Source organism: Oceanisphaera sediminis (assembly GCF_039539745.1).
GTDB classification, from domain to species: Bacteria; Pseudomonadota; Gammaproteobacteria; order Enterobacterales; family Aeromonadaceae; genus Oceanimonas; species Oceanimonas sediminis.
Genome location: NZ_BAABDS010000038.1, coordinates 206,818 through 233,291 on the forward strand (window position 1 = coordinate 206,818; position 26,474 = coordinate 233,291).

At 54.3% G+C, this 26,474-nt stretch carries 27 protein-coding genes and 1 pseudogene; 21 read left to right on the top strand and 7 right to left on the bottom strand.

Features of this window, described 5'->3' with window-relative positions:
- Positions 1 to 416: 416 nt before the first annotated feature.
- Positions 417 to 3,017: a DNA mismatch repair protein MutS gene (gene mutS / locus ABD827_RS13450; RefSeq protein WP_344965230.1), complete on the bottom strand. Its 2,601-nt coding sequence runs from the start codon at positions 3,015 to 3,017 to the stop codon at positions 417 to 419.
- Positions 3,018 to 3,246: 229 nt separating this feature from the next.
- On the opposite strand from mutS, the gene ABD827_RS13455 reads away from it, so the two are divergent.
- Complete coding sequence (locus ABD827_RS13455; RefSeq protein WP_344965231.1) at positions 3,247 to 4,539, top strand: tyrosine-type recombinase/integrase; 1,293 nt, start codon at positions 3,247 to 3,249, stop codon at positions 4,537 to 4,539.
- A gap of 218 nt (positions 4,540 to 4,757) precedes the next feature.
- Here the strand turns inward: ABD827_RS13455 and ABD827_RS13460 are convergent, their stop codons facing one another.
- A complete protein-coding gene (locus ABD827_RS13460) occupies positions 4,758 to 5,189 on the bottom strand; it encodes a hypothetical protein (RefSeq protein WP_344965232.1) in 432 nt (143 codons plus the stop codon).
- A 171-nt stretch (positions 5,190 to 5,360) separates the two neighbouring features.
- Between ABD827_RS13460 and ABD827_RS13465 the strand changes: the two genes are divergently transcribed.
- The 5 genes from ABD827_RS13465 to umuC all read left to right on the top strand — a co-directional run bounded on the left by ABD827_RS13465 (position 5,361) and on the right by umuC (position 9,671).
- The gene (locus tag ABD827_RS13465; protein ID WP_344965233.1) at positions 5,361 to 6,815 is read left to right on the top strand and encodes a hypothetical protein; all 1,455 of its coding nucleotides are present in this window, start codon (positions 5,361 to 5,363) and stop codon (positions 6,813 to 6,815) included.
- A gap of 49 nt (positions 6,816 to 6,864) precedes the next feature.
- The gene (locus ABD827_RS13470) at positions 6,865 to 7,047 is read left to right on the top strand and encodes a helix-turn-helix transcriptional regulator (RefSeq protein WP_106454187.1); all 183 of its coding nucleotides are present in this window, start codon (positions 6,865 to 6,867) and stop codon (positions 7,045 to 7,047) included.
- 243 nt (positions 7,048 to 7,290) lie between these two features.
- On the top strand, positions 7,291 to 7,869 hold the full coding sequence (locus tag ABD827_RS17840) for an inovirus Gp2 family protein (protein WP_425568003.1): 579 nt from the start codon (positions 7,291 to 7,293) through the stop codon (positions 7,867 to 7,869).
- A 108-nt stretch (positions 7,870 to 7,977) separates the two neighbouring features.
- Complete coding sequence (gene umuD / locus ABD827_RS13475) at positions 7,978 to 8,403, top strand: translesion error-prone DNA polymerase V autoproteolytic subunit (protein WP_344965234.1); 426 nt, start codon at positions 7,978 to 7,980, stop codon at positions 8,401 to 8,403.
- On the top strand, positions 8,400 to 9,671 hold the full coding sequence (gene umuC / locus ABD827_RS13480) for a translesion error-prone DNA polymerase V subunit UmuC (RefSeq protein WP_344965235.1): 1,272 nt from the start codon (positions 8,400 to 8,402) through the stop codon (positions 9,669 to 9,671). Before umuD ends, umuC begins: the two co-directional genes overlap by 4 nt.
- Position 9,672: 1 nt before the next feature.
- On the opposite strand, the gene ABD827_RS17845 is transcribed toward umuC, so the two are convergent.
- Positions 9,673 to 9,996, bottom strand: coding sequence for a heavy-metal-associated domain-containing protein (locus ABD827_RS17845; RefSeq protein ID WP_425568004.1), 324 nt, complete (start codon positions 9,994 to 9,996; stop codon positions 9,673 to 9,675).
- A gap of 269 nt (positions 9,997 to 10,265) precedes the next feature.
- Between ABD827_RS17845 and ABD827_RS13490 the strand changes: the two genes are divergently transcribed.
- Entirely contained in the window at positions 10,266 to 10,526 is a 261-nt protein-coding gene (locus tag ABD827_RS13490; protein ID WP_344965236.1) for a DUF2933 domain-containing protein, read from the top strand.
- 95 nt (positions 10,527 to 10,621) lie between these two features.
- Complete coding sequence (locus tag ABD827_RS13495; protein ID WP_344965237.1) at positions 10,622 to 11,677, top strand: YVTN family beta-propeller repeat protein; 1,056 nt, start codon at positions 10,622 to 10,624, stop codon at positions 11,675 to 11,677.
- A 20-nt stretch (positions 11,678 to 11,697) separates the two neighbouring features.
- On the opposite strand, the gene ccmI is transcribed toward ABD827_RS13495, so the two are convergent.
- Complete coding sequence (ccmI, locus tag ABD827_RS13500; protein WP_344965238.1) at positions 11,698 to 12,570, bottom strand: c-type cytochrome biogenesis protein CcmI; 873 nt, start codon at positions 12,568 to 12,570, stop codon at positions 11,698 to 11,700.
- Here ccmI and ABD827_RS13505 point away from each other — a divergent pair.
- Entirely contained in the window at positions 12,551 to 13,051 is a 501-nt protein-coding gene (locus ABD827_RS13505; RefSeq protein WP_344965239.1) for a TonB-dependent receptor domain-containing protein, read from the top strand. The genes ccmI and ABD827_RS13505 overlap by 20 nt on opposite strands.
- 274 nt (positions 13,052 to 13,325) lie before the next feature.
- Here ABD827_RS13505 and ABD827_RS13510 read toward each other — a convergent pair whose 3' ends face one another.
- On the bottom strand, positions 13,326 to 14,003 hold the full coding sequence (locus tag ABD827_RS13510; protein WP_019933354.1) for a heavy metal response regulator transcription factor: 678 nt from the start codon (positions 14,001 to 14,003) through the stop codon (positions 13,326 to 13,328).
- Between the two features lie 208 nt (positions 14,004 to 14,211).
- Here ABD827_RS13510 and ABD827_RS13515 point away from each other — a divergent pair, with 208 nt between their 5' ends.
- The 9 genes from ABD827_RS13515 to ABD827_RS13555 all read left to right on the top strand — a co-directional run bounded on the left by ABD827_RS13515 (position 14,212) and on the right by ABD827_RS13555 (position 21,984).
- Positions 14,212 to 15,981: a copper resistance system multicopper oxidase gene (locus ABD827_RS13515; RefSeq protein ID WP_344965240.1), complete on the top strand. Its 1,770-nt coding sequence runs from the start codon at positions 14,212 to 14,214 to the stop codon at positions 15,979 to 15,981.
- Positions 15,978 to 16,820, top strand: coding sequence for a copper resistance protein B (locus tag ABD827_RS13520; RefSeq protein ID WP_344965241.1), 843 nt, complete (start codon positions 15,978 to 15,980; stop codon positions 16,818 to 16,820). The genes ABD827_RS13515 and ABD827_RS13520 overlap by 4 nt, the downstream gene beginning before the upstream one ends.
- A 39-nt stretch (positions 16,821 to 16,859) precedes the next feature.
- Positions 16,860 to 17,348, top strand: a complete 489-nt coding sequence (locus ABD827_RS13525; protein ID WP_344965242.1) for a cupredoxin domain-containing protein — start codon at positions 16,860 to 16,862, stop codon at positions 17,346 to 17,348.
- An 80-nt stretch (positions 17,349 to 17,428) separates the two neighbouring features.
- Positions 17,429 to 17,842, top strand: coding sequence for a c-type cytochrome (locus tag ABD827_RS13530; RefSeq protein ID WP_344965243.1), 414 nt, complete (start codon positions 17,429 to 17,431; stop codon positions 17,840 to 17,842).
- A 176-nt stretch (positions 17,843 to 18,018) separates the two neighbouring features.
- Positions 18,019 to 20,325 (top strand): heavy metal translocating P-type ATPase, encoded by a 2,307-nt coding sequence (locus ABD827_RS13535; protein WP_344965244.1) that lies wholly within the window; start codon positions 18,019 to 18,021, stop codon positions 20,323 to 20,325.
- An 11-nt stretch (positions 20,326 to 20,336) separates the two neighbouring features.
- Entirely contained in the window at positions 20,337 to 20,690 is a 354-nt protein-coding gene (locus tag ABD827_RS13540; protein ID WP_344965245.1) for a cupredoxin domain-containing protein, read from the top strand.
- A gap of 72 nt (positions 20,691 to 20,762) precedes the next feature.
- The gene (locus ABD827_RS13545; RefSeq protein WP_083928679.1) at positions 20,763 to 21,050 is read left to right on the top strand and encodes a DUF2933 domain-containing protein; all 288 of its coding nucleotides are present in this window, start codon (positions 20,763 to 20,765) and stop codon (positions 21,048 to 21,050) included.
- A 92-nt stretch (positions 21,051 to 21,142) separates the two neighbouring features.
- Positions 21,143 to 21,583, top strand: a complete 441-nt coding sequence (locus ABD827_RS13550; protein WP_019933362.1) for a hypothetical protein — start codon at positions 21,143 to 21,145, stop codon at positions 21,581 to 21,583.
- 50 nt (positions 21,584 to 21,633) lie between these two features.
- Complete coding sequence (locus ABD827_RS13555) at positions 21,634 to 21,984, top strand: hypothetical protein (protein WP_019933363.1); 351 nt, start codon at positions 21,634 to 21,636, stop codon at positions 21,982 to 21,984.
- Positions 21,985 to 22,043: 59 nt separating this feature from the next.
- On the opposite strand, the gene ABD827_RS13560 is transcribed toward ABD827_RS13555, so the two are convergent.
- A complete protein-coding gene (locus ABD827_RS13560) occupies positions 22,044 to 23,444 on the bottom strand; it encodes a heavy metal sensor histidine kinase (RefSeq protein ID WP_344965246.1) in 1,401 nt (466 codons plus the stop codon).
- Positions 23,445 to 23,812: 368 nt separating this feature from the next.
- Positions 23,813 to 24,085, bottom strand: coding sequence for a Ni(II)/Co(II)-binding transcriptional repressor RcnR (gene rcnR, locus ABD827_RS13565; RefSeq protein WP_344965247.1), 273 nt, complete (start codon positions 24,083 to 24,085; stop codon positions 23,813 to 23,815).
- Positions 24,086 to 24,219: 134 nt separating this feature from the next.
- On the opposite strand from rcnR, the gene ABD827_RS13570 reads away from it, so the two are divergent.
- The 3 genes and pseudogenes from ABD827_RS13570 to ABD827_RS13580 form a co-directional block, all read left to right on the top strand.
- Entirely contained in the window at positions 24,220 to 25,296 is a 1,077-nt protein-coding gene (locus ABD827_RS13570) for a nickel/cobalt efflux protein RcnA (protein WP_344965248.1), read from the top strand.
- Positions 25,297 to 25,466: 170 nt separating this feature from the next.
- A complete protein-coding gene (locus tag ABD827_RS13575; RefSeq protein ID WP_344965249.1) occupies positions 25,467 to 25,901 on the top strand; it encodes a potassium channel family protein in 435 nt (144 codons plus the stop codon).
- A gap of 85 nt (positions 25,902 to 25,986) precedes the next feature.
- Positions 25,987 to 26,130: pseudogene (locus tag ABD827_RS13580) on the top strand (transposase family protein); the annotation flags it as partial.
- Positions 26,131 to 26,474: the final 344 nt, after the last annotated feature.

The window sequence follows — 26,474 nt, forward strand, 5'->3', positions numbered from 1 at the left end:
CCGAGCTCAGAGGCAACACAGCCGCCTCCCACGACACGCCATAAACTCATCCCTGAGGGCTCGGGAAATGCCGTCCATGGCATTTCACGGTCGTGGCAGTCGATCTCTGTTGCCTCTTCTCGAGCACCGAGCTGCCTGTAAACAACGCCAACAGGCAACTCCTTGGCATCAGGGAGGATAAAGGGATCTGCTCCGCCGACCCTCCGCGCCAGGGATGGCGCGGTGGAGCCCCCATGGATGGGTTCACGGCGTGTCGGAGGAGCGGGCCATTTGTCCGACCTTTGCAGAGCACCGAATAAATCAGTTAGTTAATCAGTTTGGTATGACTATTCTTCCCGCTTCCCGCTTCCCGCTTCCCGCTTCCCGCTTCCCGCTTCCCGCTTCCCGCTTCCCGCTTCCCGCTTCCCGCTTCCCGCTTACGGCTTTCTCGCCTGCTTTAACCGATACAACTGCTCCAGCGCCTGTCGTGGCGTGAGTTCGTCCGGATCCAGCTCGTCGAGCAGAGTCAGCGCCGGTTCAGGCTCGGCCTCGAACAGTGGCAACGACGGCTGCAGTGCTTCGCCATTTGTCGATGGGGGGCTGGTTTTCTCCACTTCGCTTGCCGGCAGCATCTGGCCGCTTTCCAGCTCGGCCAGTTTCTGTCGAGCCAGAGTCAATACCGCTCTCGGCACGCCCGCCAGGGCGGCGACCTGCAAGCCGTAAGAACGACTGGCCGCCCCTTCCTGTACCGCATGCATGAAGGCGATGGTGTCTTCGTGCTCCACCGCGTCCAGATGCACGTTGGCCACGTCGGGCCACAGGCCTGCCAGCTCGGTGAGCTCGAAGTAATGCGTAGCAAACAGGGTGTAGGCATGCAGCCGATTGGCCAGCGCATCGGCGCAGGACCAGGCCAGGGCCAGGCCGTCGTAGGTGCTGGTGCCGCGGCCGATTTCATCCATCAGCACCAGGCTGTGGCGGCTGGCGTTATTGAGGATATTGGCGGTTTCGGTCATCTCCACCATGAAGGTGGAACGGCCCGAAGCCAGATCGTCCGAGGCGCCGATACGGGTGAAAATGCGATCGACCTTGCCGATGCGGGCGTGTTGGGCCGGCACGAAAGAGCCGATGTAAGCCATCAGCACGATCAGCGCCGTTTGCCGCATGTAGGTGGATTTACCCCCCATGTTCGGCCCGGTGATCACCAGCATCTTGCGCTGCTCCGACATCAACAGCGGGTTGGCGATAAAGGGGGCGCTCATCACCTGCTCGACCACCGGATGGCGACCCTCCTCGATATCGATCACCTCGTCGCCGGTCAGTTGCGGGCGACAGTAATTCAGGCTTTCGGCCCGCTCGGCCAGGTTGGCGAACACATCCAGCTGGGCCAGGGCGACGGCGCTGTGCTGCAGCGGCTGCAGTTGTTCCAGCAAACGGTCCAGCAGCGCCTCGTACAGCTTCTTTTCCAGCGCCAGGCCCTTGCTCTGGGCGTTGAGCACCTTGTCTTCGTACTCTTTCAATTCGGGAATGAGGTAGCGCTCGTTGTTCTTCAGGGTCTGGCGGCGCACATAGTGCACCGGCACCAGATGGGCGCTGGCCCGGCTGACCTCGATATAAAAACCGTGTACCCGGTTGTAGGCCACCTTGAGAGTGGAGATACCGGTGGCAGCCTTTTCCCGCGCTTCCAGCTCTTCCAGATAACGGTGAGCCCCGGCGGCCAGCTCGCGCAGCTCGTCCAGCTCGGGGCTGAAGCCATCGCGAATGACGCCGCCGTCGCGGATCAACACCGGCGGTGTATCGACCACCGCCTGCTCCAGCAGCTCGGCCAGATCCGGAAACTGGCCGATGCGCGCGGCCAGGGCATCCAGACAGCAAGGCGTGACCTCGCTTACTACGGCCTGAATGTCGGGCAGCGCCTGCAATGCCGCGCGCAGCCGGCTCAGATCCCGGGGCCGGGCCGAGCGCAACGCCAGTCGTGCCAGCACCCGCTCCATATCCCCGACCTGCCGCAGGGGCGGACGCAGATCGTCATGGCGCCCCTGATCCATCAGCAGGGCAATCATGTCCTGACGCCGGCTCAGCTCGTCGATATCCCGGCTGGGCTGGTGGATCCAGCGTTTGAGCAGGCGGCTGCCCATGGGGGTGGCGGTGTTGTCCAGCACCTCGGCCAGGGTGTTTTCCATGGTGCCGGACAGGTTCAGGGTCAGTTCCAGGTTGCGGCGGGTGGCGGCATCCATGATCACCATGTCCTGACTGCGCTCCAGGCTCACGCTGCCGATATGGGGCAGGGCGGTGCGTTGGGTGTCTTTTACATATTGCAGCAGGCAACCGGCGGCACAAAGTGCGGTGGTGGACTGCTCGACGCCGAAGCCAATCAGATCCCGGGTGCCGAACTGCTGACACAGCAGGTGACGGGCGGTGTCCAGATCGAACTCCCATTCCGGACGGCGACGCAGCCCCTTGCGGCTTTCGATAAGCGCATACCAGTGAAAGCCCTCCGGATACAGCAGTTCGGCAGGCTGGGTGCGCTGCAGCTCGGCGACCAGCGCCTCTTCGGTGTCGAACTGGTTGAGCACGAAACGGCCGGTGCTGACATCGATGATGCCGTAACCGAACTGCTGGCCATCGTGATACACCGCCGCCAGGCAGTTGTCCTGGCGGTCGGCCAGCAGCGCCTCGTCCGACAGGGTGCCGGGGGTAATAATACGGACTACCTGGCGCTCCACCGGCCCCTTGCTGGTGGCCGGATCGCCAATCTGCTCGCAGATGGCCACCGACTCGCCCATTTGTACCAGCCGCGCCAGATAGTTTTCCGCCGCATGATGGGGGACCCCCGCCATGGGAATGGCGTTGCCCCCGGATTTGCCGCGCTTGGTCAGGGAAATATCCAGCAGGCGCGAGGCTTTCCTGGCGTCATCAAAGAACAGCTCATAAAAATCGCCCATGCGATAAAACAGCAGTATGTCCGGATGCTGCGCCTTCAGTGCCAGATATTGCTGCATCATAGGTGTGTGTTGGTGTGATATCTCTTCTTTTTTCATGATGTTAGATGCCGCTAGTTGCTGTATTTAAAGGATTTTTACTTTTTGCTGTTTTCTCTGACCGTATCATGTTGTCCCAATGAATCTCACTGAAGCCTACACAAAAGTGTAGGTTTTAGTGTAGGTAGTAGTGTAGGATTTTGACCATACACCTTTGATAGCCTGAAAAGCCACACGACAAGCAGGCTGCACTATGTCACCACCACGCGTAGAAGCTGGGAGCCTGACCATGAAAGCCGAGAAGATTAGCAAACCTCTTACTACAAGAACAATCGAAGCGCTGAAGCCTGGAGCGGCGGATCTTGCTGATGTGGGTGAGTACAGGGGACTGAGGGTCACCTGTGGCCGGACTGGATTAAAAACATTCTTTTATCGATATAATAGCCCTGAAACCCAAAAGCTGGTTCAAGCGAAAATTGGCAACTATCCTGATGTGTCGCTGGCGCAGGCAAGAGCGATACTTCAGGAGTGGAAGCTTCAGCGACGCCATGGGATATGTCCAGCAGCTCAAATAAAGCGAGCCAAGCAAGAAGCTCAGGAGAGGGAAGAGAGTATCAATCGAGTTGAGGATCAGCTCACGATACAGGGACTGATTGAGCTTTATCTGACTGAGTACATTGAAGATAAAAGATCCCCTAGTGGCAAGATTTTGCCAGGGGCGCGTAAGCCAAAAGGTCAGAGTGAAACTCGCAGAACACTCTATGGCGATGCTGTCCCTGAGTTGGGTAGCCGGCCTGCTTCCGAAATATCCCGCCAGGATGTAGTGGATCTAGTCATGAAGATCGTCAGGCGTGGCGCTAATGTGCAAGCGGGGAATGTGTTGCGTGAGCTTTCAGCTGCCTATGAGTTTGCAATAGGTATCGGTCGCTTGCCGAACGATGTTGCTAACCCGGCTTTGCTGGCCAAGGCAAGCTTAAGACAAGCAAAAGTGAAGTTAACACATCAGCCCGGAAAGCGGATTCTTTCGGATAAAGAACTGATCAGGTTGTTAGCCTGGCTTCCAGACTCTGCATTCACCCCTGCGCAGAAAAATATAATAAAGCTTACGTTGTATACAGGATGCCGTAGTGGTGAATTGTGTGCGGCAGAGTGGGGGGATGTGGACTTTAAAAAGAAAACCTTACACCTGAGAGAAACAAAAACTGATGTTGAGCGTTATGTGCAACTTCCACGGCAAGCCGTAGATTTGTTGAAAAAGCTTCCATCACATGGTAAGTCAAAATATTTGTTTCCTTCCCAACGCACAGGGTTGCCCGTACAGCAAAAAAAACTAACAGAGCAAACCTGGGTAATGAGAACAAGAGGGATTATGCTGGACCTTCCTCGCTGGACTCCGCATGACTTGAGGAGGACTGTAAGAACTTCACTGGCTAGATTGCAATGTCCTAATGAAGTTGCTGAAGCTATACTCGGCCACTCTCGCTCAGGTATTGAAGGGACCTATGACCTTCACCGTTATGAAAAGGAAAGTCGCCATTGGTTGCAGGTGTGGGCGAACTATCTTGATGAATTGACCTTATAAGCGAGTTTTACTAGATGTATCTCGTGTGCGACTGAAATTTTCACTTTGAGTTATATTTTGGGGTTAGCCAATTTGATTATTGATTGGCTTTTTATCAGATTGCATCTTTGTTATCTCCTGAGTTAGGTATGGGTGACCTGGTCGTGAGTGATATGGGTTGGAGACCTTTTGCCATCGCTAAAAAATTACTACATGTAGTGTCTCGGGTCCGGTAGGTATCACCTGTTGATGGGTAGTGGTTTTTGGCTGCTGCCTTTCTTCTTTTGTTTTGACTTTATTTTATCAGCGTTTTCAATAAGAAGCTCTAGCACCGCACTTTTAGATATGTTCATCTCTTGCGCTACTCTCTCTAGTTTTTCTTTATACTCTCTTCCTATCGATGCTGATAGCTTAACTTTACCCGAATGAAGAGTATGTTTCACCTGGCGGCAGTGAGCAGTCATCTTCTGAAAAAGTATCCATTTTTCTGGTGAGTAGGGGGACATTTGAGTCGGCCCACCTGTGAATAGATAAATCAATGATTGTCGAGGGTTTGGAGCGAATGGGAGTTCAATCCCCTTGCTCTGTATGTAGCTAGTGGCGTGGTAGATCTGTACATCCGTTGCTTTATAAACCCATTTCTTTATCAGGCCTGGCTTGTTGTCTTTCATTAGATTTCCTTGAGGCTGAAAATGTTGGAGGTTTTGCAGGTTGAGAGTCTCTCAGATTTTCGTTTGTGTCAACGTTTTTGTCAACGTTTGTTTCAACGTTAAATAATCGTCTATGGATATTGTCATTTTTTATAGGTATTATTTGTCCTTTATTGGTCTATGGTGCGTATTGTGCTTCACTATTACTTGCTCAAAAATGGCTTCGGTGAGCTGATACAGCTTGCCCCAGTACAGAACAGTGCAGTGCTGGAAAAGGGCAGTGATCTCCCCCCAGAAGCCAGGCTTTTCATCATCAGGTTGTTCGTGATACATGGGGCATCGGTCTCGTTCTCCGGCACAGTGAAGAGCTTGGTGAAGGAGTGCGACTCTGATGATCGGGCTGTGAGAAAAGGTATGGACTACCTAAAGCAGGCAGGCTTGATTACCCAGGTAAGAGACTCATCGGGTAAAACTCTTTACCAAGTCAGCGGCTTCATTCAGCAGTACATAGTAAGCAGATCACCGGCAGGATCACCTCCGCCACCTTTACATGAGCAGATATACGCTGTGCTTTTCCCTGAGCATGGAGATAACCCAGAACGTGTGAAGCGCGGAGGCTTTAGTCGCGCCAGCAGATACCTTCTGGCCGTAATGCTGGCTCACTCTGATGCTCTAGGCATGGTCACTGGGGTGTCAAACGCTGAGTTGCGCAAGCTGACAGGTATGACGGAGCAGCGCCTACGAGGGCAGATTAAAAATTTACTGGATAGTTCTATCCTTTGTGGTTACATGCCTGGGTTTAATGGGGGGGCTTTGTTAGGGAAAGTGAAAAGCGAGTTCGCTTTAGGTTTGTCTCATGTGGTGTTTGGTGCGTGTTCAGCCAGGTATGGTTGTGTTGATTATGAAGAGCTTGCGGTCACCTTTCTCAATGAAGCATCAGCAGTGGATGCTGTGTACTCCAGAGTTCGCTCTCTAGTCTTGAGAAGGTCTCCCGACACACAGAGTACACTTTGCTTCTTCGGGATCAAGTTTAGCGTTGATGAGCTTCGCTTTGTGTTAGATGAGAAATTCAGAGTCTATCTTCGCTGGGTGGTGCTAGCCTCCAGCTCTTACCTGATAAATGAAAGGAAAAGTTTGCTTGAGTCAGCGGTAAGGTTTTCTCTTTTTGATACACCGCCCTACAAGTCTTCAGAGTTTCATGCTGGAGAAGTGACATTCTGCAACTATATAGCCCGGAGGTTTATGAATGTAGAGGCATGTTTTGACTTTGATGGGATGGTAGTAGCTGCACTAAATCGTGACTCCTGTCAACTGACTTTCAAATTAGCTAGTTTTATCTTTCGGGCATCCTTGATGTTGGCTCGCAAAGTTAGTTTTTCTTTGAGCGAACTGAGCAAAGAGAGGTCGGGGCTGTGTAATTTCTTAATTTTTAAAGTGGGTAACGATCGCTCAATGAGGTGTTTCTCTATGCATTTCTGCGAACGTAGAGGAACTCTGCCACTTCCGGATAAGTACAGTATTAAGGTATATCCAAGCAATAAGTTACTTGATAGCGGAAGGAGATCCAAAAGGAAGGTCGATATTTTTGAGGAGGTGGGTGATATAAGCAAACTCATTGTCAGTGTGCTAGATGATGTAGAAATGTAAAATCTTACACCTCCGCCGTATCTCATGAACCATATTCAAGGAGCTGGTCATGAGATTTTTAAGACTTAAAGACGTCATCGATAAAACTGGCCTTTCTCGTTCTACTATCTACCGTCAGATTGCTGAGGGCTGTTTCCCTAAAGGTATTCCTCTCGGAGGTAAAGCCACAGGCTGGCTTGAAAGCGAGATAGAGGATTGGATGCTGGAACGCTTAGCCAAGAGAAATGGCTAAGAGGATAATCACTAAATATTTCCCTTCTGTTTTGATTTTTTTGGAGAGTTGAGCTCTTGCCGTTAACATCTGATTTCATCGGTGCCTATTTATTTTCTATTGCTTGTTTCTCTTTGTTTTAGATAGTGCTGTTGTCGGTATAGTAATATTGGGTAAATTAATTTATTGAAGGTGGTTATGAATAACGTTAGAGTTGAAATGAATACTAACTTAAGTAGATGGCATAATGAGGAGTATAACGGTATGCCAGTACTAACTGGCAATGGGCCTTGCATCACTGAGTACCTTCATAAAACACACCAGGTAATTAACACACACTTGGCATACCACAACCGAGTGTTTGCCATACGCCTGGACTTGAGGTTTCCAAGTTTTGTGAACACAGAGTGTTACTCAAGCGACGTGATAAACAGATTCATTTGCTCCCTTAGAGCAAAGCTGAAGCATGCCTATCAAAGTGCCCTGCGTCAAGGTCGCAGGGTGCATGAGCCAGGCTTGAGGTATTTATGGGCAAGGGAATTGGGCCAGGATGGTCATCCGCACTATCACTTATTACTACTGTTAAACCGGGATGCTTACTTTACCCTAGGGGACATGAGGAGCTCGGAAGGAACTCTCTACAGCAAGCTAAACTCGGCCTGGGCAACCGCCCTGGGCATTGAAGAGTTTGATACGCGAGGACTGGTGAATGTTGCAGGTACGTTCCATTGGAAGTCTGGTGAAGATATCGGGCCGCTCTTCCAAGCTGCAAGCTACATGTGCAAAGAGCACTCCAAGGAGTTTGGCATACGTCAGCATGCCTTTGGCAGCTCCAGAGGGTAGCTCTTTTCTCAGTTCTAGAGTCATGTTTAAGCCCTGATATTTTCCTTCTCTTGCCCTTCTCTACACCTGAAAATATACTGTATTAATATACAGTTAAAAGGTGTTCATATGACCATCATACTGGGCTCTCTCAGAGCCGACTCCGACTATCTGCTGCCATTACTGGTAGAGCGTGCATCATGCGGCTTTCCTAGCCCGGCACAGGACTATGTGGAGCAGGGGATTGACCTTAACGCCTACTGTATCCGACATCCTGCGGCTAGCTATCTGGTGCAGGCCAGCGGAGACAGCATGGTTGGAGTGGGGATTTACTCAGGTGACTTGCTGGTGGTGGACCGCTCTATAGAGGCGGCCCATCACCATATCGTGATTGCATGCGTGAACGGCGAGATGACCTGCAAGCGGCTGGAGCTGAAACCCCGGTTCCGGCTGGTGGCCGAAAATCCGGTATACCCGCCCATTGAGCCTGAGGAAGGAGATTCGATGGAGATTTTTGGTGTGGTAACCAACATCATCCGCCGGTTGCCGCTGTGAAACCGGTCTTTGCCCTGGTGGACTGTAATAATTTTTATGCTTCCTGCGAGCGCCTGTTTCGGCCAGATCTGAATGGCCGGCCAATCGTTGTGCTATCAAATAATGATGGCTGTGTGGTCGCTCGCAGTGCTGAAGCCAAGGCGATGGGGATTGGTATGGGCGTTCCCTATTTCAAGATTAAAGAGGCTTATGAGCGTGCCGGTGGCGTAGTATTTTCAAGCAACTACGCACTCTATGCTGACCTTTCTCGCCGGGTGATGACGGTACTGGAAATGCAGGTGCCACGGGTAGAGGTCTACTCCATTGATGAGGCTTTTCTTGATTTGAGTGGCCTCGAACACCTGGTTTCTTTGAGTGAGTTTGCGGCCGACATTCGGCAGCGTGTGCTGCGTTGGGTTGGGATCATGGTCGGCGTAGGGATTGCACCGACCAAAACCTTGGCCAAGCTTGCCAACTATGCAGCCAAACGCTGGCCGGCGACAGATGGCGTGGTGGATTTGCGTGACCCAATAAGACAGCAGAAGTTGCTGCAGTTGGTGCCGGTGGAAGAAGTGTGGGGCATCGGTCGTCGCCTGGCCCGACAGCTCAATGAGATGGGAATACGCACAGCCTGGCAACTGGCCAAGGCAAACCAGAAGGTGATCCGACGCCAGTTTTCCGTGGTGGTGGAACGGACTGTCTGTGAGCTGAATGGCCTGAGCTGCTTGGCGCTGCATGAGCAGCCTGAGCCTAAAAAACAAATTATCAGTAGCCGTAGCTTTGGCGAGAGAATAACTGAGTTTCAATCTATGCGAGAGGCTGTAAGCAAATACACCAGCCGAGCGGCGGAAAAGCTCAGGGTACAGCAGGAGTACTGCCGGCTTGTGCAGGTATCGCTCCGAACCAGTCCGTTTTCTCCGCAGGAGCCGTTCTACAGCAACAGTGCTATCGTGGAGCTGGGACTCCCAACCGCTGATAGTCGGGAGCTTGTACAGGCTGCCTGTCAGGGCTTAAGACAGATCTGGAAAGCCGGCTACCGTTATCAGAAGGCATCGGTGATGCTCACCGACTTCTGGCCGCCGGGCAGTTACCAACAAAACCTGTTCGAAACACCGTGCAGCAAGCCGAAAAGCCAAGCCTTGATGCAGGTGATGGACAACATCAACTCCTCCGGAAAGGGGAGAGTGTTCCTGGCAGCTGAAGGCATTGAGCAAGAATGGCAGATGAAACGGGGTTTTTTGTCACCGGCATACACCACCCGTATAAGTGATATTCCTAAAGTGAGTTAACCTAACTGGCATTGACTCGAAATATGGTAAGACGCATCTGGTGTTCAGAGTGAAACCCCATATCGCGATTACAAAAAAGCTCGGGGGTGTAACCGGCCTCACGGATGGCGCGCTCGACCGCGTCTATGTCTGTAACGCCTTCTACGGCTACTCGACGTGCGGAGAGGTCCACCTCAATGTCCGCCTGCGGAGCGGCGGTGGTTATTGCGGCTCGTATAACGCCCGCACAGTGACCGCAAGTCATGTCATTTACCTGAAAATTGACCATTGACGTTCCTTCTCTTGGTTCGTGATTGAATACCTGTACGATAAACCTTCCCACCATGGTAAGGTCAACACAAGAGGTACTCGTATTCTCCGGGCATTGTAAAAATTCCGACTCGTCTCCGATTGGGACGCGTCCACCGCAAGCATTGACAACCTTGCCAAGCGCACAGATACAAACTATTTCATTCGTCCGCGCCTCGCGATAGATGACAAATATGTAATCGGCCTGCAACGCGTCCGACAGGGTCACCCCGCTACAGTTCTTCTAATGGTCGCACAACGTTGGCCATGCTGAGAGTTCAGCGCAGCTCGCACAAGGAGAACACTATGAAATGCGATATCAAGATGATGCTGAAAGCGGGGGCCGGCCTGGCCGCTGTGGTAGCCGTTGCCTACGCCACCTTTCCCGCCGCCCGTGAATTGATCACTGCCTGGGCGCCAGCATTGTTCTTCCTGATTTGTCCCATGATGATGTTCTTCATGATGAAAGGCATGCAGTCTTGCCACAAAGAACAAGACATCAGGAAGCCCGAAGCACGACCGGTGCCGCTACCCGATACGAAAAACATTCTTGATGAGCGGCGTTGACGAGGCCAGTTCGACGACTGTTGTTCAACAGCGTCCAACATGCATTTGAGCCGTCTCTTCCCCCAAAACCACCTGCTTCAATTCTGGAGATTAAAATGCAGAAGTTCCGCGTTAGCTTGATTACAGCTGTTCTCGCCGCCACCATAGGAGTTGCGAATGCAGCTTCGCTAGCCAATGGAGTCGTTTATAGCGCTAATGAGGGCGATGGGTCCATCAGCGTGATCACACTAAGTTCGGGCGAAGTCCGTACGGTGGATATTCCCGTCGTGCCTCATAACGTACAAATATCGCCCAATGGCAAACTTCTCCTAGCCGTTGGCACGTCTTCCAGTGGCCATGGAGGCCATGGTGGCGAGAAGAGCGAGCCAACGACTTCAGCCGCCACGCACGGCCATGGCAGTCAGGCGGGCCTGGTGCTTTTGGATGCAGGCAAGCCAGGGGAATTAATCGCGACGCTGCCCTCCGGCGACCATCCTGCCCATGTCGTCACCAGCAAGAGCGGCGACTTCGCCTATATAACCAATGCTGATACGAATCAGGTAACGGTAGTCGATATCAGCCGGAAAGCCGTTGTCGCCGAAATTCCTACCGGCAGTTATCCCCATGGTTTGCGTCTCAGCCCGGATGGGCGTGAACTATACGTAGCGAACGTTACTGACAATAGCGTGTCAGTAATCGACGCGGAGAATCTGAAAGAATCTGCACGTATCCCTGTGGGTAAAGCGCCGGTTCAGGTGGCTTTTACACCCGATGGGGCACAGGTCTATGTGTCTCTGCGCGACGAGAACAGTGTTGCGGTCATCGATACGAGCACTCGGAAAGTCGCCGGTAATATCCAAGTGGGGCGCAACCCGATCCAGCTTTTTTCCACGCCAGACGGCAGCAGAATGTATGTGGCCAATCAAGGCAGTGACAGCAATCCCGATAATACGGTGTCTGTAATTGATATCGGGACGCAGCGCGTTGTCGATACTGTAACGACGGATATGGGCGCGCACGGGGTGGTGGCGAGTGATGATGGCAAATTGGTGTTCATTACGAACAACAAGGCCGATACCGTGAGCGCCATCGACACGAGCACGCAGGCAGTAGTCGGGACCTATAAGGTCGGCCCCGCTCCAAACGGCATCACTTATCGCGCGCTTCCATAAGGCGTTGCCTGCATGGGCAGCTACTGCGGGACGTCGGTAGCTGACCTGCGGGCCAGGTCAGCCTGCTGTTTTCGCGCGTGTTCGATGCTCTCGGAGACCACCTTTGCTGCATCCGAATCAGGTGGAAGCACTTCCAGTAGTTTACCCCAGTAATTAATGGCGGCAGGATAGTCTTCACGTTGCATGGCTGCCGCGCCAGCAAGTGTTAGGGGCATCGGTGACCCAGGGCTGAGCGACAATGCGCGCTCAAGCAACCGGGTCGGTTCTCCCTCAAAGCCCGAGCTTCGTGTTCGTGCTAGTGTCTCCGCATATTCTGCCAATGCCAATGGATCGGTCTGGACGAGATTCGTGGCATTTGAGAATGCGTTGGCGGCTTCTTCGTATCGTCCAAAATGTCGATAAGAACGAGCCAACATGAGCCAGCCTGCCGGATCGTCGGGATTCTGTTTCAGTCGCCCCTCCAGAGAAGCTACCATGGCCTGCACATCCGCTTGCGTGATTGCACTGGTGCCTGGAGCCGAAGACGGACTTATCGCGGCAGGATTTCCCAAGTACAGATACGTCAACGTCGCCGCAACAGGCAGCACAATGGCAAGCGCTATTGCGCTGCGCCTGCTTCCGGCGTTGATAACTGAACCCGCGTTCGACGATGTCGCTTCGTCCAGAGCGCGTCGTTGCAAGTCGGCCCTGGCATCAGCCAAATCGTTGGCCGAAATAGTGCCGTGGGCATGGTCCCGCTCAAGTTCGGCCCATTGGTCGCGCAGCACGGCGGTATTCACGCCGCCGCGCTCTACGCGGTTTGTCTGCTTAGGACCTCGCCAAAGTATTGCACAGAGCCACAGAGTGGCACTGCCGATTAGCAAGGCTGCGATGATGAGAAAGATCAGATTCATAGTCAATCAGGGATATTGTTGGGCTCGCTCAACAGAGCTTCGGCTTGTTTGCGTTCTTCGTTGCTTAGCATCGTGCCTGGGTTATACCTATCTCGACACTGAACAGTTGACAGATGTTAACATAGGCAACGAGCTTCGAAATGCGCCGCGCCATCACGTGAGTGCCGACGCCGTCTATCGCACCGGCCTGTGGACCGCCAGCGCCACCGCCCTGTACGCCTCCAGCAGCTTCAGCGACGCCGCCAACACCGTCGACGAAGACAGCATGGGCAGCGTCGGCGAGCTGCCGTCCTACACCCTGGTCAACACTCGCCTGGGCCGGGACATTCCCCTGGGCAACGACATGACCCTGAACGTGGGCATGGGCGTGATCAACCTGCTGGACGACGACGCCTACTTCCGCGGCGCTGATTTGAGCGCAATCGGTCGTATTCCCATGCCCGGCCGCACCTATGTGCTGGAAGGTGAGCTCAGCTTCTAAGGTGAAGCACTCGAAGATGATACAGGGGCTGCATAAGCAGCCCTTTTTTTTCAGAAAACGTAAATGTTAAAGGTACTCTCAAGCATGCCAGCAATATCATCATGGATAAAAGATTGGGGAGGATGTAACGGTGATGAGCAAGCTACAGTTATCAAACTTCTGATGATTATCAGACTGCAATTAATTACAACGATATGGCGGGTTAGATTAAGCTGGCAACATGCCTGCGTTGAAAGCAGAATGACGAGCGAAGAACCTACGCCAGAGAAAGCTGTTACCTGCCCGTGTCGAGGGTGTAGCCCATACCCCTGATGGTATGGATAAGCCTTGGCTCAAAGCCATCGTCAATCTTGGCACGCAGCCGGCGAATGGAGACATCAATCACATTGGTGTCGCTGTCAAAATTCATGTCCCATACTAGGGACGCAATCAGTGAGCGCGGCAGCACTTCTCCCTGCCGGCGTACCAGCAGTTCCAGCAGCGCAAATTCCTTGTTGGTCAGGTGAATGGGAGTGTCGGCACGGCTTACCTGACGGCGGGGCAAGTCCAGCACCAGATCGGCCACCTGCAGTCGGTGCTCCTCCCGGCGGGGCGTACCCCGGCGCAACAGGCTGCGCACCCGGGCCAGCAGCTCGGCAAAGGCAAAGGGCTTAACCAGATAGTCATCGGCGCCCAGTTCCAGGCCGCGTACTCTGTCTTCCACACTGTCCCGCGCGGTCAAAAACAGTACTGGCATCTGCCGGCCCTGCTCCCGCAGACTCGCCACGATGTGCCAGCCGTCCAAATCCGGCAGCATGACGTCCACTACCACTAGATCGTAAGGTTCGGCGCAGGCCTGGTGCAGGCCATCGAGGCCGTTGCGCACCAGATCTACCACCAGGCCCGCCTCGCGCAGGCCCTTTTGCAGGTAATTGCCGGTGCTTTCTTCGTCCTCGATGAGCAGCAGTTTCATGGTTAGCTCCGTGGGGTTGGTTACCCCGATGATGGCGCACTTTAGCCCTGTTCTCAAGCCCGCTATAGCGGGCTGCTGATTGTCTCGCCAGAAGATGACAATTTTGTCATCTTCTCGTCATGGACAATTTTGTCATCTTCTCGTCATGTTGGCTTCAGGTGCGCCTATCTATGCTGTCTCTATGACAGTAGGCAATTTAGGGAATGTGATGACACAGCCAAAAAACACGCTCAATCTGCCTCGGCGGCGCTTTGTGCAGGGACTGGCCGCAGGCGGCGTGGTGCTGGGGTTGGCGCCGATGCTGGCCTCAGCTCGCTCACCCGTGCCGGCTACCGTGACCGGCCATGTGCCCACGCTTACCGGAACCGAATTCGATCTGGTGATCGATGAAACCCCGGTCAATTTCACCGGCAAAGCGCGCATGGCCACCACCATTAACGGCTCTATTCCGGGCCCCACCTTGCGCATGCGCGAGGGCGATACCGTTACCATTCGCGTCACCAACCGGCTCAAGGAGCCTACCTCCATTCACTGGCACGGCATCATTCTGCCCTTCGAAATGGACGGCGTACCCGGTATCAGCTTTGCTGGCATTCCGCCCGGCGAAACCTTTACCTACCGTTACACTCTGGAACAGAGCGGCAGCTACTGGTATCACTCCCACTCGGGCATGCAGGAGCTGACCGGCATGTACGGTGCGCTGATTGTGGATCCGGCCGATGCCGATTCAATCAAGGCCGATCGGGAGCATGTGGTGGTGCTGTCGGACTGGACCGACGAAAATCCCATGCGGGTATTCGGCAAACTGAAAAATCAGGGCGATTACTACAACTTCAACCAGCCGACGGTGGCGGATTTTTTCCGCGATATGGCCAGTGGCGGTGTGGGGGCGGCGCTGGAAAAGCGGCAAATGTGGAATGAAATGCGCATGAGCCCCAGTGATCTGGCGGACTTGTCTTCCGAAACCCTGACCTACCTGATGAATGGCACCACGCCTGCTGGCAACTGGACCGGGCTGTTCAAACCCGGTGAGCGGGTGCGGTTGCGCTTTGTTAATGGCGCCGGCAACACCTTTTACGATGTGCGTATTCCCGGTCTGAAGCTGACCGTGGTGCAGGCCGATGGCCTGAATGTTGCGCCGGTGGAGGTGGATGAATTCCGCTTTGGACCCGGTGAAACCTACGATGTGCTGGTGGAGCCCACCGCCGAGGCCTATACCCTGTTCGCCCAGGCCATGGACAGGACCGGTTATGCCCGGGGCACCCTGGCCACCCGCGAAGGGCTGAGTGCGGCGGTGCCGCCACTGGATGAACCTCAATCCCTGACCATGACCGACATGATGGGCAGTATGGATCATGGTGCCATGAATGGCATGGCGGGCATGAACCACGGTGCCATGAATGGTATGGCGGGCATGGACCACAGTGCCATGGCTGGCGGTTTGGCGGCGGCCAGCAAGGAAGTCCGTCATGCCCGCACCGAATATGGCCCCAGCGTCGACATGCGAGTAGACATGCCGCGCACCAACCTCGATGACCCCGGCGTGGGCCTGCGCAATAACGGCCGGCGGGTACTGACCCTGGCGGATCTGCGTACTCCCGGTGGCCCCATGGACCCGCGTCCGCCCGAGCGGGAAATTGAACTGCACCTCACCGGCAACATGGAGCGCTACACCTGGTCGTTCGACGGCGTTGAGTTTGGCGGCTCCACGCCCATTCACCTGAGCTATGGCGAACGGGTGCGCATTATTCTGCACAACGACACCATGATGACCCATCCCATGCACCTGCACGGCATGTGGAGCGAGCTGGAAAGCCCCGATGGCGGGTTTTTATGCCGCCGCCACACCATACCGGTGCAGCCGGCCCAGCGCATCAGCTTTCTGGTGACCGCCGATGCCCTTGGTCGCTGGGCCTGGCATTGTCATCTGATGTTCCATATGGACGCAGGCATGTTCCGCATGGTGGTGGTGTCATGAGCAAACATACAGTAATGATGAAACATGTATTGGGCGCGCTGGCGCTGACCGCCCTTCCTGCCATGGCCCAGATGGATCACGGCGATATGCAAATGCAGGGCGGCCAGCCGCCCGCCGATGCCCGGGATCCTCATGCCTACTCCGGCGGCTTTACCCTGGACGAAGGGCCTTATGCGCTGCCCGGGCCCCGCCAGCTGACACTGGCCGACGAGCACTGGTTTTACGGTGTGCTGGCCGACCGGCTGGAACGGGTGGACAACGGCGATGATCAGGCCCTGGCCTATGAACTGGAAGCCTGGGCCGGACTGGATTACGACCGGGCCGTGGTGAGGGCGGAAGGCGACATTGAACAGGGCCGGCTGGCGGAAGCCAGTACCGAGCTGCTGTGGCGCCATGCCCTGACCGCATTCTGGAACCGCGAGCTGGGAGTGCGTTACGACACCGGTCACGGCCCGGATCAGGGCTGGCTGGCGGCTGGTGTGTCTGGGCTCGCGCCCTACTGGCTGGAGCTGGACGCCACCGCCTACCTGGGCGACGACGGCCAGACCGCCCTGGCACTGGAGGCGGAATATGAATTGCTGCTGACCCAGCGGCTGGTGCTGCAGCCGGCCATTGAACTCACCGCCTATGGCAGCAACGACGCTGAGCGCGGTCAGGGCCGGGGGCTGTCGGATCTGGTGGCCGGGGCCCGCCTGCGTTACGAATTCAGCCGCCAGTTCGCTCCCTATGTGGGCTGGGAATGGCAGGCTGCCCTGGGTGATCGCGCTGATCAACTCAGAGAAGAAGACGAGGCTACTCAGGAAAATCGCTGGGTAGCCGGGGTCAGGTTCTGGTTTTAAGCTGCAGACATTATTTTTTATTTATCAGGAGCAATACCAATGAAAACCACGTTGTCCGTTTTAATGCTGTCATTGTTGCCCGGCCTGGCGCTGGCCGCCGGTGAGCATGGTGGCCATGAGGGCCATAATGCCGCTTCCATGCAACAGAGCATGCACGGGGTGGGTCGCTCCGGTCAGCCGGCCGAGGTCAGCCGTACCATAGCTGTAGACATGGGGGATGACATGCGTTTCACCCCGGCGGCCATTGAGGTAAAGGCGGGAGAAACCGTGCGCTTTTTTGTAAAGAATGCTGGCAAGCTTAATCACGAGCTGGTGCTGGGCAACCTGGCCATGCTGAAGGAGCATGCCGACATGATGCGTGAAATGCCGAATATGCAGCACGCCGAACCCAATATGCTGAGCCTCAAGCCTGGTCAGAAAGGGGGGCTTGTCTGGCATTTCGACCAGGCCGGTACCGTGGACTTTGCCTGCCTGATCCCGGGGCACATGGAAGCTGGCATGACAGGGCAAGTTAAGGTTACGCAATAACACAAACAGGCCCGCCTGAAGGCGGGCCTGTCTGCTTTGGCGACGCTGGGCGAAAGACTCTGGAACAAAAGGGGAAAGAAGTGAGCAAGTCATCGGATTCATCCCGCTGGGTGCTCTGGCTGGCCGGGGCCGTGGCCCTGGTGTTACTGGCCATGATCGCCGGCCATTTTCTGATGGGCGGCAGCCAAATGTGGGGGGACATACCCCACGATCGGGCACTTTCGACGCAGGGACAGGCCGCTTACGGTGAATATTGCGCCAGTTGCCATGGTGCTGACCTCAGAGGCACCCCAGAGGGGCCACCCTTTATTCACAAGGTATACGAGCCGTCACACCACGGTGACGAGGCCTTTTACCGGGCCGCCGCTAACGGTGTGCGTGCCCATCACTGGCGCTTTGGCGACATGCCGCCGGTGGAAGGTATCAGTCGCGACGAGGTGAGCGACATTATCGGCTATGTGCGTGAGCAGCAACGGCAGAATGGCATTAGATGATCGGGAAATGGCCCCGATGGTGGCTGTGTGATGTCGGCTTGAGCCGGTGATATCAGGTCGAACACTCTGCAAAGTCCATATGCCGTAAGCCCTTGCATGTTGAACACAGGAGCAGTCTGCACATCTAAAGAAACGGACCCTTGGTTTTACCTTTTCATTTTCAAGGAAACCAGATCATGGCGAAAGCGGTACGACACCAGGACAAACACGGCAAGGCGGATGCTGAAAAGCAACGTTGCCATGATGGCAAGGAGCAGCAACAGGAGCTGTTGATTCAAGGAGCCAGGTGCGCCGGCTGTGTCAAAAAAATTGAAACAGCCTTGCAAAGCGTGCCTGGTGTCACCCATGCCGAAATGAATTTTGCTCAGCGTACTGTCAGTGTTGAAGGGGCGGTCGACGCCAGCATCCTGATCAAGGCGATAGAGCAGGCCGGCTATGGCGCACAAACTCAGTCTGCAGACAGCGATGACGACGCCCTGGAGGAAAAAGAAAAAGCCGACCGTGCCTACTACAAACGCCTGATGCTGGAAATGACCATTGCTCTTGGTCTGGGTGTGCCCTTGATGATTTATGGTCTGCTTATCGGTGAAATGACCGTCACCACAACAGCGGAACGCATTGTCTGGCTGCTGGTTGGCCTGCTGACATTGGGAGTGATGATCTTTTCCGGAAAGCATTTTTATGTAGGGGCCTGGCAGTCCTGTAAAAATCATTCTGCCAACATGGATACCCTGATTGCCCTGGGCACGGGCACGGCCTGGCTGTATTCAATGGTGGTGGTGTTTTTCCCCCAGGTCGTACCCGACATGGCCCGCCATGTTTATTTTGAAGCGACCGCCATGATTATTGGTCTGATCGATCTGGGGCTGGCACTGGAATTGAAAGCGCGTGGTCGAACCTCGGAAGCGATCAAACGGCTGATTGGTCTTCAGCCCAAAACGGCGCGTGTCATTCGCGATGGCAATGACATGGATATTCCCATCGAGCAAGTCAGGTTGCATGACCTGGTTCGAGTGCGCCCTGGAGAGAAGGTGCCGGTGGATGGTGAAGTCATTGAAGGTCATACCGCCATTGATGAATCCATGCTGACCGGAGAGCCCATGCCGGTGGAGAAAAAGGAACAGGATGAGGTGGTAGCGGGCACCATCAATAAAACGGGGGCGATAGTGTTCAAGGCGACCCGGGTCGGTAAGGACACGGCTCTGGCGCAAATTATCGGTATGGTAAAACGGGCTCAGAACTCCAAGCCGCCTATTGGTCGGCTGGCAGATATGATTTCGGCGTATTTTGTCCCTGTGATCATGATTATTGCCATCGTCAGTGCGTTGGCCTGGCTGAATTTTGGGCCTGAACCGGCGGTGGCCTTGGCGGTAGTATCGGCGACCACGGTATTGATTATTGCTTGCCCGTGTGCCCTTGGTCTGGCAACGCCCATGTCGGTGATGGTGGGCGTTGGCAAGGCCGCAGAAGCGGGGGTATTGATACGCAACGGCGAAGCCCTGCAAAGCTCCTCCACAATCACCGCCATGATCCTGGATAAAACCGGTACCATTACCTTGGGTAGCCCCAAAGTGACGGACATTATTACCGTTGACGGGCTGGATGAAAAACGTGTATTGCAGCTGGCTGCCAGTTTAGAGTCTGGATCGGAGCACCCGTTGGCGCTGGCGGTGGTCGAGTCTGCCAAGGAGAGGAACATTGAACCGTTGTCTGTTACCGGATTTAACGCCATAGCAGGGCATGGCGTCGAGGCGGTTGTCGGTGGTAAAAACCTGCTGTTTGGCAACGAAAAGTTAATGAAGGATCAGGGCGTTGCCCTTGATGACTTCGTTGACAAGGCACAACAGCTGGCGGCAGAGGCAAAAACACCCATGTATTTTGCCGTGGATGGCAGGCTGGCGGCACTCATTGCCGTGGCCGATCCCATCAAGGAAGACTCCATTGCGGCTATTAAGCGTCTGCAACAGAACGGTATTCGTGTGGTGATGCTGACCGGGGACAACCGGGCCACAGCCAAGGCCGTGGCAGAAAAGGCCGGTATCAACGAGTTTTTTGCCGAGGTACTGCCGGAAGAGAAGTCCCAAAAAGTACAGGAACTGCAAATGCAAGGGGAGGTGGTCGGTATGACCGGTGATGGCATCAACGATGCGCCGGCATTGGCGATGGCCAATGTGGGCTTCGCCATCGGTACCGGAACCGATGTGGCGATTGAGAGTGCCGACATTACCCTGATGCGTGGCTCACTGCATGGATTGGCCGATGCCATTGCCGTGAGCAAGGCGACATTGCGTAATATCAAACAAAACCTGTTTGGTGCTTTTATTTACAATATTGCGGGGGTGCCCGTTGCCGCCGGTTTGTTATACCCATTCTTCGGGCTTCTTCTAAGCCCTGTCATTGCGGGGGCCGCCATGGCGTTTTCTTCGTTGACGGTGGTCACCAATGCCAACCGCCTGAGACTGTTCAAAACCCGGGAGCACTAAGGAGGCGGGGAATGATGTTAGTTAACGTACTTGGCGTTTTGCTCATTGCCTTGATTGTCTGGTGGTTTTGGTTATATCAACCCCAGGCAACCGACCTGGGTGACAGTGAACTGATCATTGTAGTGGAAAATGGCACCTATCAGCCGTCACGCATAAAGCTGCTCGCTGACCAGCCAGCTAGCCTTCACTTTTTGAGAAAAGATTCGTCCCCCTGCTCTGAAACCATTTTGATACCCGACTTGAAGCTTAGCGATACATTGCCATTAAACAAGGTCAAAAAAATAGCACTGCCGGCGATGAGAAAAGGTGAATATGAGTTTCATTGTCAGATGAAAATGTACCGAGGTCGACTTGTTGTTGAGTAAAGGCGGGGGCAATGAAGATTAAAGTGAGGCTTCCGGTTTTAAGCGGGTACATTGATTGGATCGAGGTGTGAAATGAATAAAAAGCTATCATTTTTATCGACGCCCAGAGGGTGGCTAATTTTAGGTGTGGTTGCTTCTCTCACTTACTTCTTATTGGTTGAGCATAAACAGCACCTATTTATATTTTTACCCTATCTTATTTTTTTGTTGTGTCCATTAATGCACCTGTTTATGCACAGAGGGCATAAGCATGGCGAACATCACCATCACGACCCTGGTGCCGATGAGAGCAAGGAAGAAGCTTATCGTCGGGGGTTGGAGCAGGGGCGTCGAGAAGCTAAAGACAAACCAGAGGATTAACATGCAGTTGGAGTGGTAACAGTAATTACACTGCTACAGAGTTTCGATGTTATTTGTACTGAAATACAGTTACTCATATCAGGAGAAATATCATGAAAAAGTTAATTTTCGCTTTAACCCTGTCCTCCCTGTTCGCAATGCCTGCAATGGCTGAACAGGATAATCATCATCAGCAAGGCCAGAATATACCCTTTCAGGGGGATATGATGATGAACCATGAGCAGATGATGACGATGCGTGAACATATGCGATCGGCTGCTGACACCATGATGCAATTGCAGGGAGAAACCGATCCCGAAAAACGTCAGGCTCTGATGCAGGAACACCTGGAGCAGATGCAGGAAGGCATGCAGATGATGGACATGATGCATGAGGGTAATGATGGTCAGCTCTCAATGCCTAATATGATGGATATGTTGCAGCAGCGCATGAACATGATGAACGAAAATATGGATATGACGAAGATGATGATGGACCAGATGCAAATGCATGAAAGTGAACAGCGGCGTGAGAAAATACACAGGGATGAATGATCTAAGGGGGCAGGGACTCTAGCCATGTTTCAATGAAAGGAGGGGTAGGTATGGCGAATCATAGAGCAGGGATTAACCCGGGGTTTTTGACAACCCATACCCTGAGTCTGACTGAAATGAGTCGGGCCAATATGGATGCCATGCTGGCGGAGATTGAAGCGCAGCACTGGGTTGACACGCTGGCGCTGGATAGTAAAACGAAAAAGCTGAAGGTTGCTTATGAGGCATCATCTCATAAAATCGATGATATTATCGACATCATTGAGCAGCATGGTGCAGCGTTAAAAGATAGCTGGTGGAGTCGTACAAAACTTGGCTGGCAGCGGCAAACCGACGAGAACATTAAAAATAATGCAAAGCATGAGCCGCATTGTTGTAATAAAGCTCCACCTGGCCATTGAAATAATGTATCAGCCCATGCTGTCGGTTATATGCTTGCATGGGCTCATTTGCTTACCGTTCATTCCGTGCCGGAAAGAGGAAAGCGGGCGGTAAAGCAGGTTTCCTGTTCGTCGGAGTGTACCGACAGGGTGCCTCCGTGGCTGGTCACAATGGCCTTGGCGATGGCCAAGCCCAGTCCAGAGCCTTCGGTCACCTGCTGGCGGGTGTGATCCGCCCGGTAAAACCGGTCAAACAGCCGAGGCCATTCCTCGGGAGGAATGGGGGAGCCCGGGTTGGCCACCTCCACAGTCACGGCGCTGTCATTGCCGTTTACACGAATACTCACTTCTTGGTGTGCCGGGGTGTAACGAATGGCATTGGTCAGCAGGTTGCTGATGGCCCGTTGCAGCATGGCCCTGTCTCCCCACAACCGGGCATGGCCCAGGCGTTGCAACCGCACCTGTCGTTCACTGGCCAGCGGCTCGAAAAACTCGATCAACTCGTCCACTTCTTCCGCCAGATCCAGCGATTGGCACTGTATGGCTAATTGTCCCTGCTCCGATTTGGCCAAAAACAGCATCTCATTGATCATTCTGTTCAATCTTTCGGCGGCTTCCAGGTTGGCATAGAGGGCTTCCCGGTAGTCATGGTCCGAGCGGATCTGGCTCAGGGCAACCTGGGTTTGCAGTAGCAGGCCGTTCACCGGGGTGCGCAATTCGTGGGCAATGTCGGAGGAAAAGGTGGTGAGCCGCTGAAAGGACTCTTCCAGCCGATCCAGCATGTTGTTAAAGGCGTGAATGGGCCCATGCAGCTCGACCGGAGCACCGCTTACCGGCAGCCGGTGATCCAGCTTGTTGGCGGTGACTTGCGTGGACAGCCTGGCCAGGGAACGTAGGGGCTTGAGTCCGGCGCGCGAGGCCATCCAGCCCAGCAAAATTGAGATCAAGGCAATGCCGCCGGTCAGCCAAAGCAGGCCGTTTTTGATGTCATGGATAAAATGCTGGTGGTAGCGGGTGTCGAATATCACGCGGATCATCACTGTATCCGGCATCTCCGACACGGATGTCCGGGGCGGCAGAGCAAAAGGAGCTGATATGCTGCGGTAGTGAATGCCGTTTTCTTCCCAGCTTTCAATCACAGGCCCAGCATTGACGTCTGTGGCCGGAGGTCGGAATAGCTGACTGCCCGCCAGCAGTCGCCCCTGGGGAGTGGTGATCTGCAACCTATGGTCGCCATAGCCGGCCAGAGCGCTATGCAACCCGGATTCCAGCCTGGCCCAGTCCGGCTGGCCATTGTCCAACTGGGTAGCCAGCAGGTTTTTCACCAGTACCATTTTGCCCCTGAGATCGGCCTCGTCCTGGCGGGCGAAGTGCTGCTCCAACGACTGTATCAACACCATGCTGACCAAGCCCCAGATAGCCAGCATGGTCAGGCTGAACATCAAGCTCAGGCGTGCGGTAAGGGAAAGATGATTGCGCATGGTATGCCGCCCGGTTGAATGATCCCGATCGTGATCTATAAAGGGAATGCGATGTTAGCAAATACAGGAAGCCGAGTAAAAGAAGAGGCAACCGGTATTACCTTGGTCAGCGGGTGTACAGATCATCAATCACACATGGAGGGCCCATAGTGGTACAGGTGAGCTGACCGTGGCCTTCAGGCGAGCAATGCCTGGTTCTTCACAACAGAAATAGCGCGAATATAACCCTGATGCTGTGCACCGATGGCAAGTACGGCCAGATGATTTGCTTATTGTCATGTGAACCACAGAGGGGCGGGGGTATGCAGTAAGGCGCTTTTCCTTTCGCCCCTTTATCTTCGGCCCCTGACTTGGCCTATCGGGGGTAACTATTTCATATAAGAATCCAGTACCTTCAGAACCACGTCCATATCGGCCTCGCGCTTGCTGAGGTCTTCTTCAAGTACCAGATGCTCGGCGAGATGGCCCTTTATCACCTCCCGCATCAATCCGTTCACGGCACCACGAATGGCGGCAATTTGCTGCAATACCTGCTGACATTCATGATCTTCCTGTAGCATTTTCTGCAGGCCATTCACCTGGCCCTGGATTTTGCTGACCCGTGCATTGAGCTTCTTTTGTTCTCGCATGGTATGAGACATGGCATACCTCTTCAGTCATAAAAACCACTGTATCCGATTGTGAATGTACCATCCGGCTGATACTGGGGGGTAGCATCTAATACTAGGGGGGAGTATAGTTCAGCTCGATTAAAACGGTATTCAAGAGGTTGAGCATGGACTTTGCGGCGTTACTGCAACAGGGCAATGGCTGGTTCTTTATTCCTAGTGCGATTTTGCTGGGGGCTTTGCACGGCCTGGAGCCCGGCCACTCCAAGACCATGATGGCGGCGTTCATCGTGGCAGTAAAAGGCACTGTCAGACAGGCGGTCATGCTGGGGCTGGCGGCCACCTTGTCACACACCGCCATCGTCTGGCTTATCGCTGTGGGTGGCATGTACATCAGTCAGAAGTTCACCGCAGAAGCCGCAGAGCCCTGGATGCAACTGGTGTCGGGGGTGATCATACTGTCGACAGGGCTTTGGATGTTCTGGCGAACCTGGCGCGATGAGCAAAGATGGCAGCGGGCCCAGAGCCATGCTCAGGACTGGAAAACCCAAGTGGTGGATACAGGGCATGGGCATGTCGCCCTGTCGATTGCGGACATAGACGGATATCAGCGCTTTCAGCTGAAAACTCTCAGCGGAAGCCTCTTGAGCGCAGACCATGTGCACCTGCGGGTGGCTTCCACTGATGCCTCATCCCCCGAGGTATATCATTTCATTGAGAAAGAAGGTTACCTGGAATCGGCCTCGTGTGTAGAGAAAGCAGAAGACCTGGCGCTGACCCTGAGCATAGGGCACCACGATCATACCCATGACTTCGATGTGCATTTTCACCCCCATGCGCATGACAGCGAAGATGGTCAGGAATATCAGGATACACACGAGCGGGCCCATGCTCTGGAGATTCAGCGGCGTTTCGCCAACCGGGAGGTCAGCAACCGGAAAATTCTGCTGTTTGGCCTGACCGGAGGACTCATTCCCTGCCCGGCCGCCGTAACCGTGCTGCTGATCTGTATTCAGCTGAAAGCCTTGACGCTGGGGGCGACACTGGTGGTGTCATTCAGCATTGGGTTGGCGCTTATCCTGGTTACGGTGGGTGTTGTGGCGGCGGTTGGAGTTCAAAAAGCCAGCAGTAAATGGAATGGCCTGAATGAACTTGCCCGCAAGGCTCCCTACTTGTCGGGCCTGCTGATCAGTGCCGTGGGGCTGTATATGGGTACTCATGGCTATGTGGCGCTGATGGGTTAAACGTGCACCCTGTAGTGGTCTAATGCTCCCGGACAGTAATTCGGCTCCAATATGACAGGTTACCGACCGCACTTTCTTTATATTTTCTTTATACCCATTTCCGCACTCTAAACAGCTTTTTTACAGGAGCCGGCGTAGGCTGGGGTCATGGCTTACGGAGACTTCAAACCATGGCAAAAAAACGTATCGCGGTGATCGGCCTGGGTCGGTTTGGCTCCGCCTTTTGCCGGGCGGCGCGGGGCGCTGGCCTGGAGGTGATGGCAATGGATTCGGATCAGGGGCGGGTGCACGCCATTGCCGATGATGTGGCCGAAGCGATTATCGCCGACAGTACTGATCCCAAGGTAACCGCCAATATCGACTGGCGGCAGTTCTTTGCGGTAGTGGTGGCCATCGGCACCGATCTGCAAAGCAGCCTGATCACCATCCTCAACCTGAAGGAAGTTGGGGTGGAGGCGATCTGGTGCAAGACCCGCGACAACTACCATTACCAGCTGGCGCTGAAGGTGGGGGTGAGCCGGGCCATCAATCCGGAGCAGGCCATGGGCGAGATGGTGGCGGCCTGGCTGGGACACCCCGAACTGCTGACCCGCCAGGCAGGGTGAGATCGCGAACGTTTTTTGGACACTTCGTTCTATTTGACCCGCAGATCGTGTTGTGATCTGATACTCCCTTTTTGGGAGAGCCATGATGAGCCTTGATGCATTTTCTCAGTATTTCGGTGAGCTGGAAGACCCTCGTCAGTCCGCCAAAATCAGCTATCCCTTGTTCGATGTCCTGTTCCTGACGGTCTGTGCCGTCATCGCCGGCGCCGAAGGTTGGGAGGACATCGAGGGTGTGCCGTAGGCACAAAACATGCTCAGTGAGGATTGCTGAGCATGGAGTAGGCATAAGCTTACGAAGAGATGGTGGTGGGCCCACTGGGATCTGCTGTCGGAAGCCGGTCTCAAACAGCCCCAAGCTGCTGTGATTAAGAGTCATGGTAGTGAGCGTTGGGGAAAAGCCAGACAAGATCTGGTGATGTGCGATACAGAGAGATGAGTTACCCCGAACCTATGTTGACGCGTCGTTATTTCCAGACCGACATCAAAACCAGAGGCGCTTCTATCTTCTGGGACAAGTTTACGAGTGAACTCCGAATGCTGCGTAAATGGTGTCCGGCGTATAGTAGGCATGAC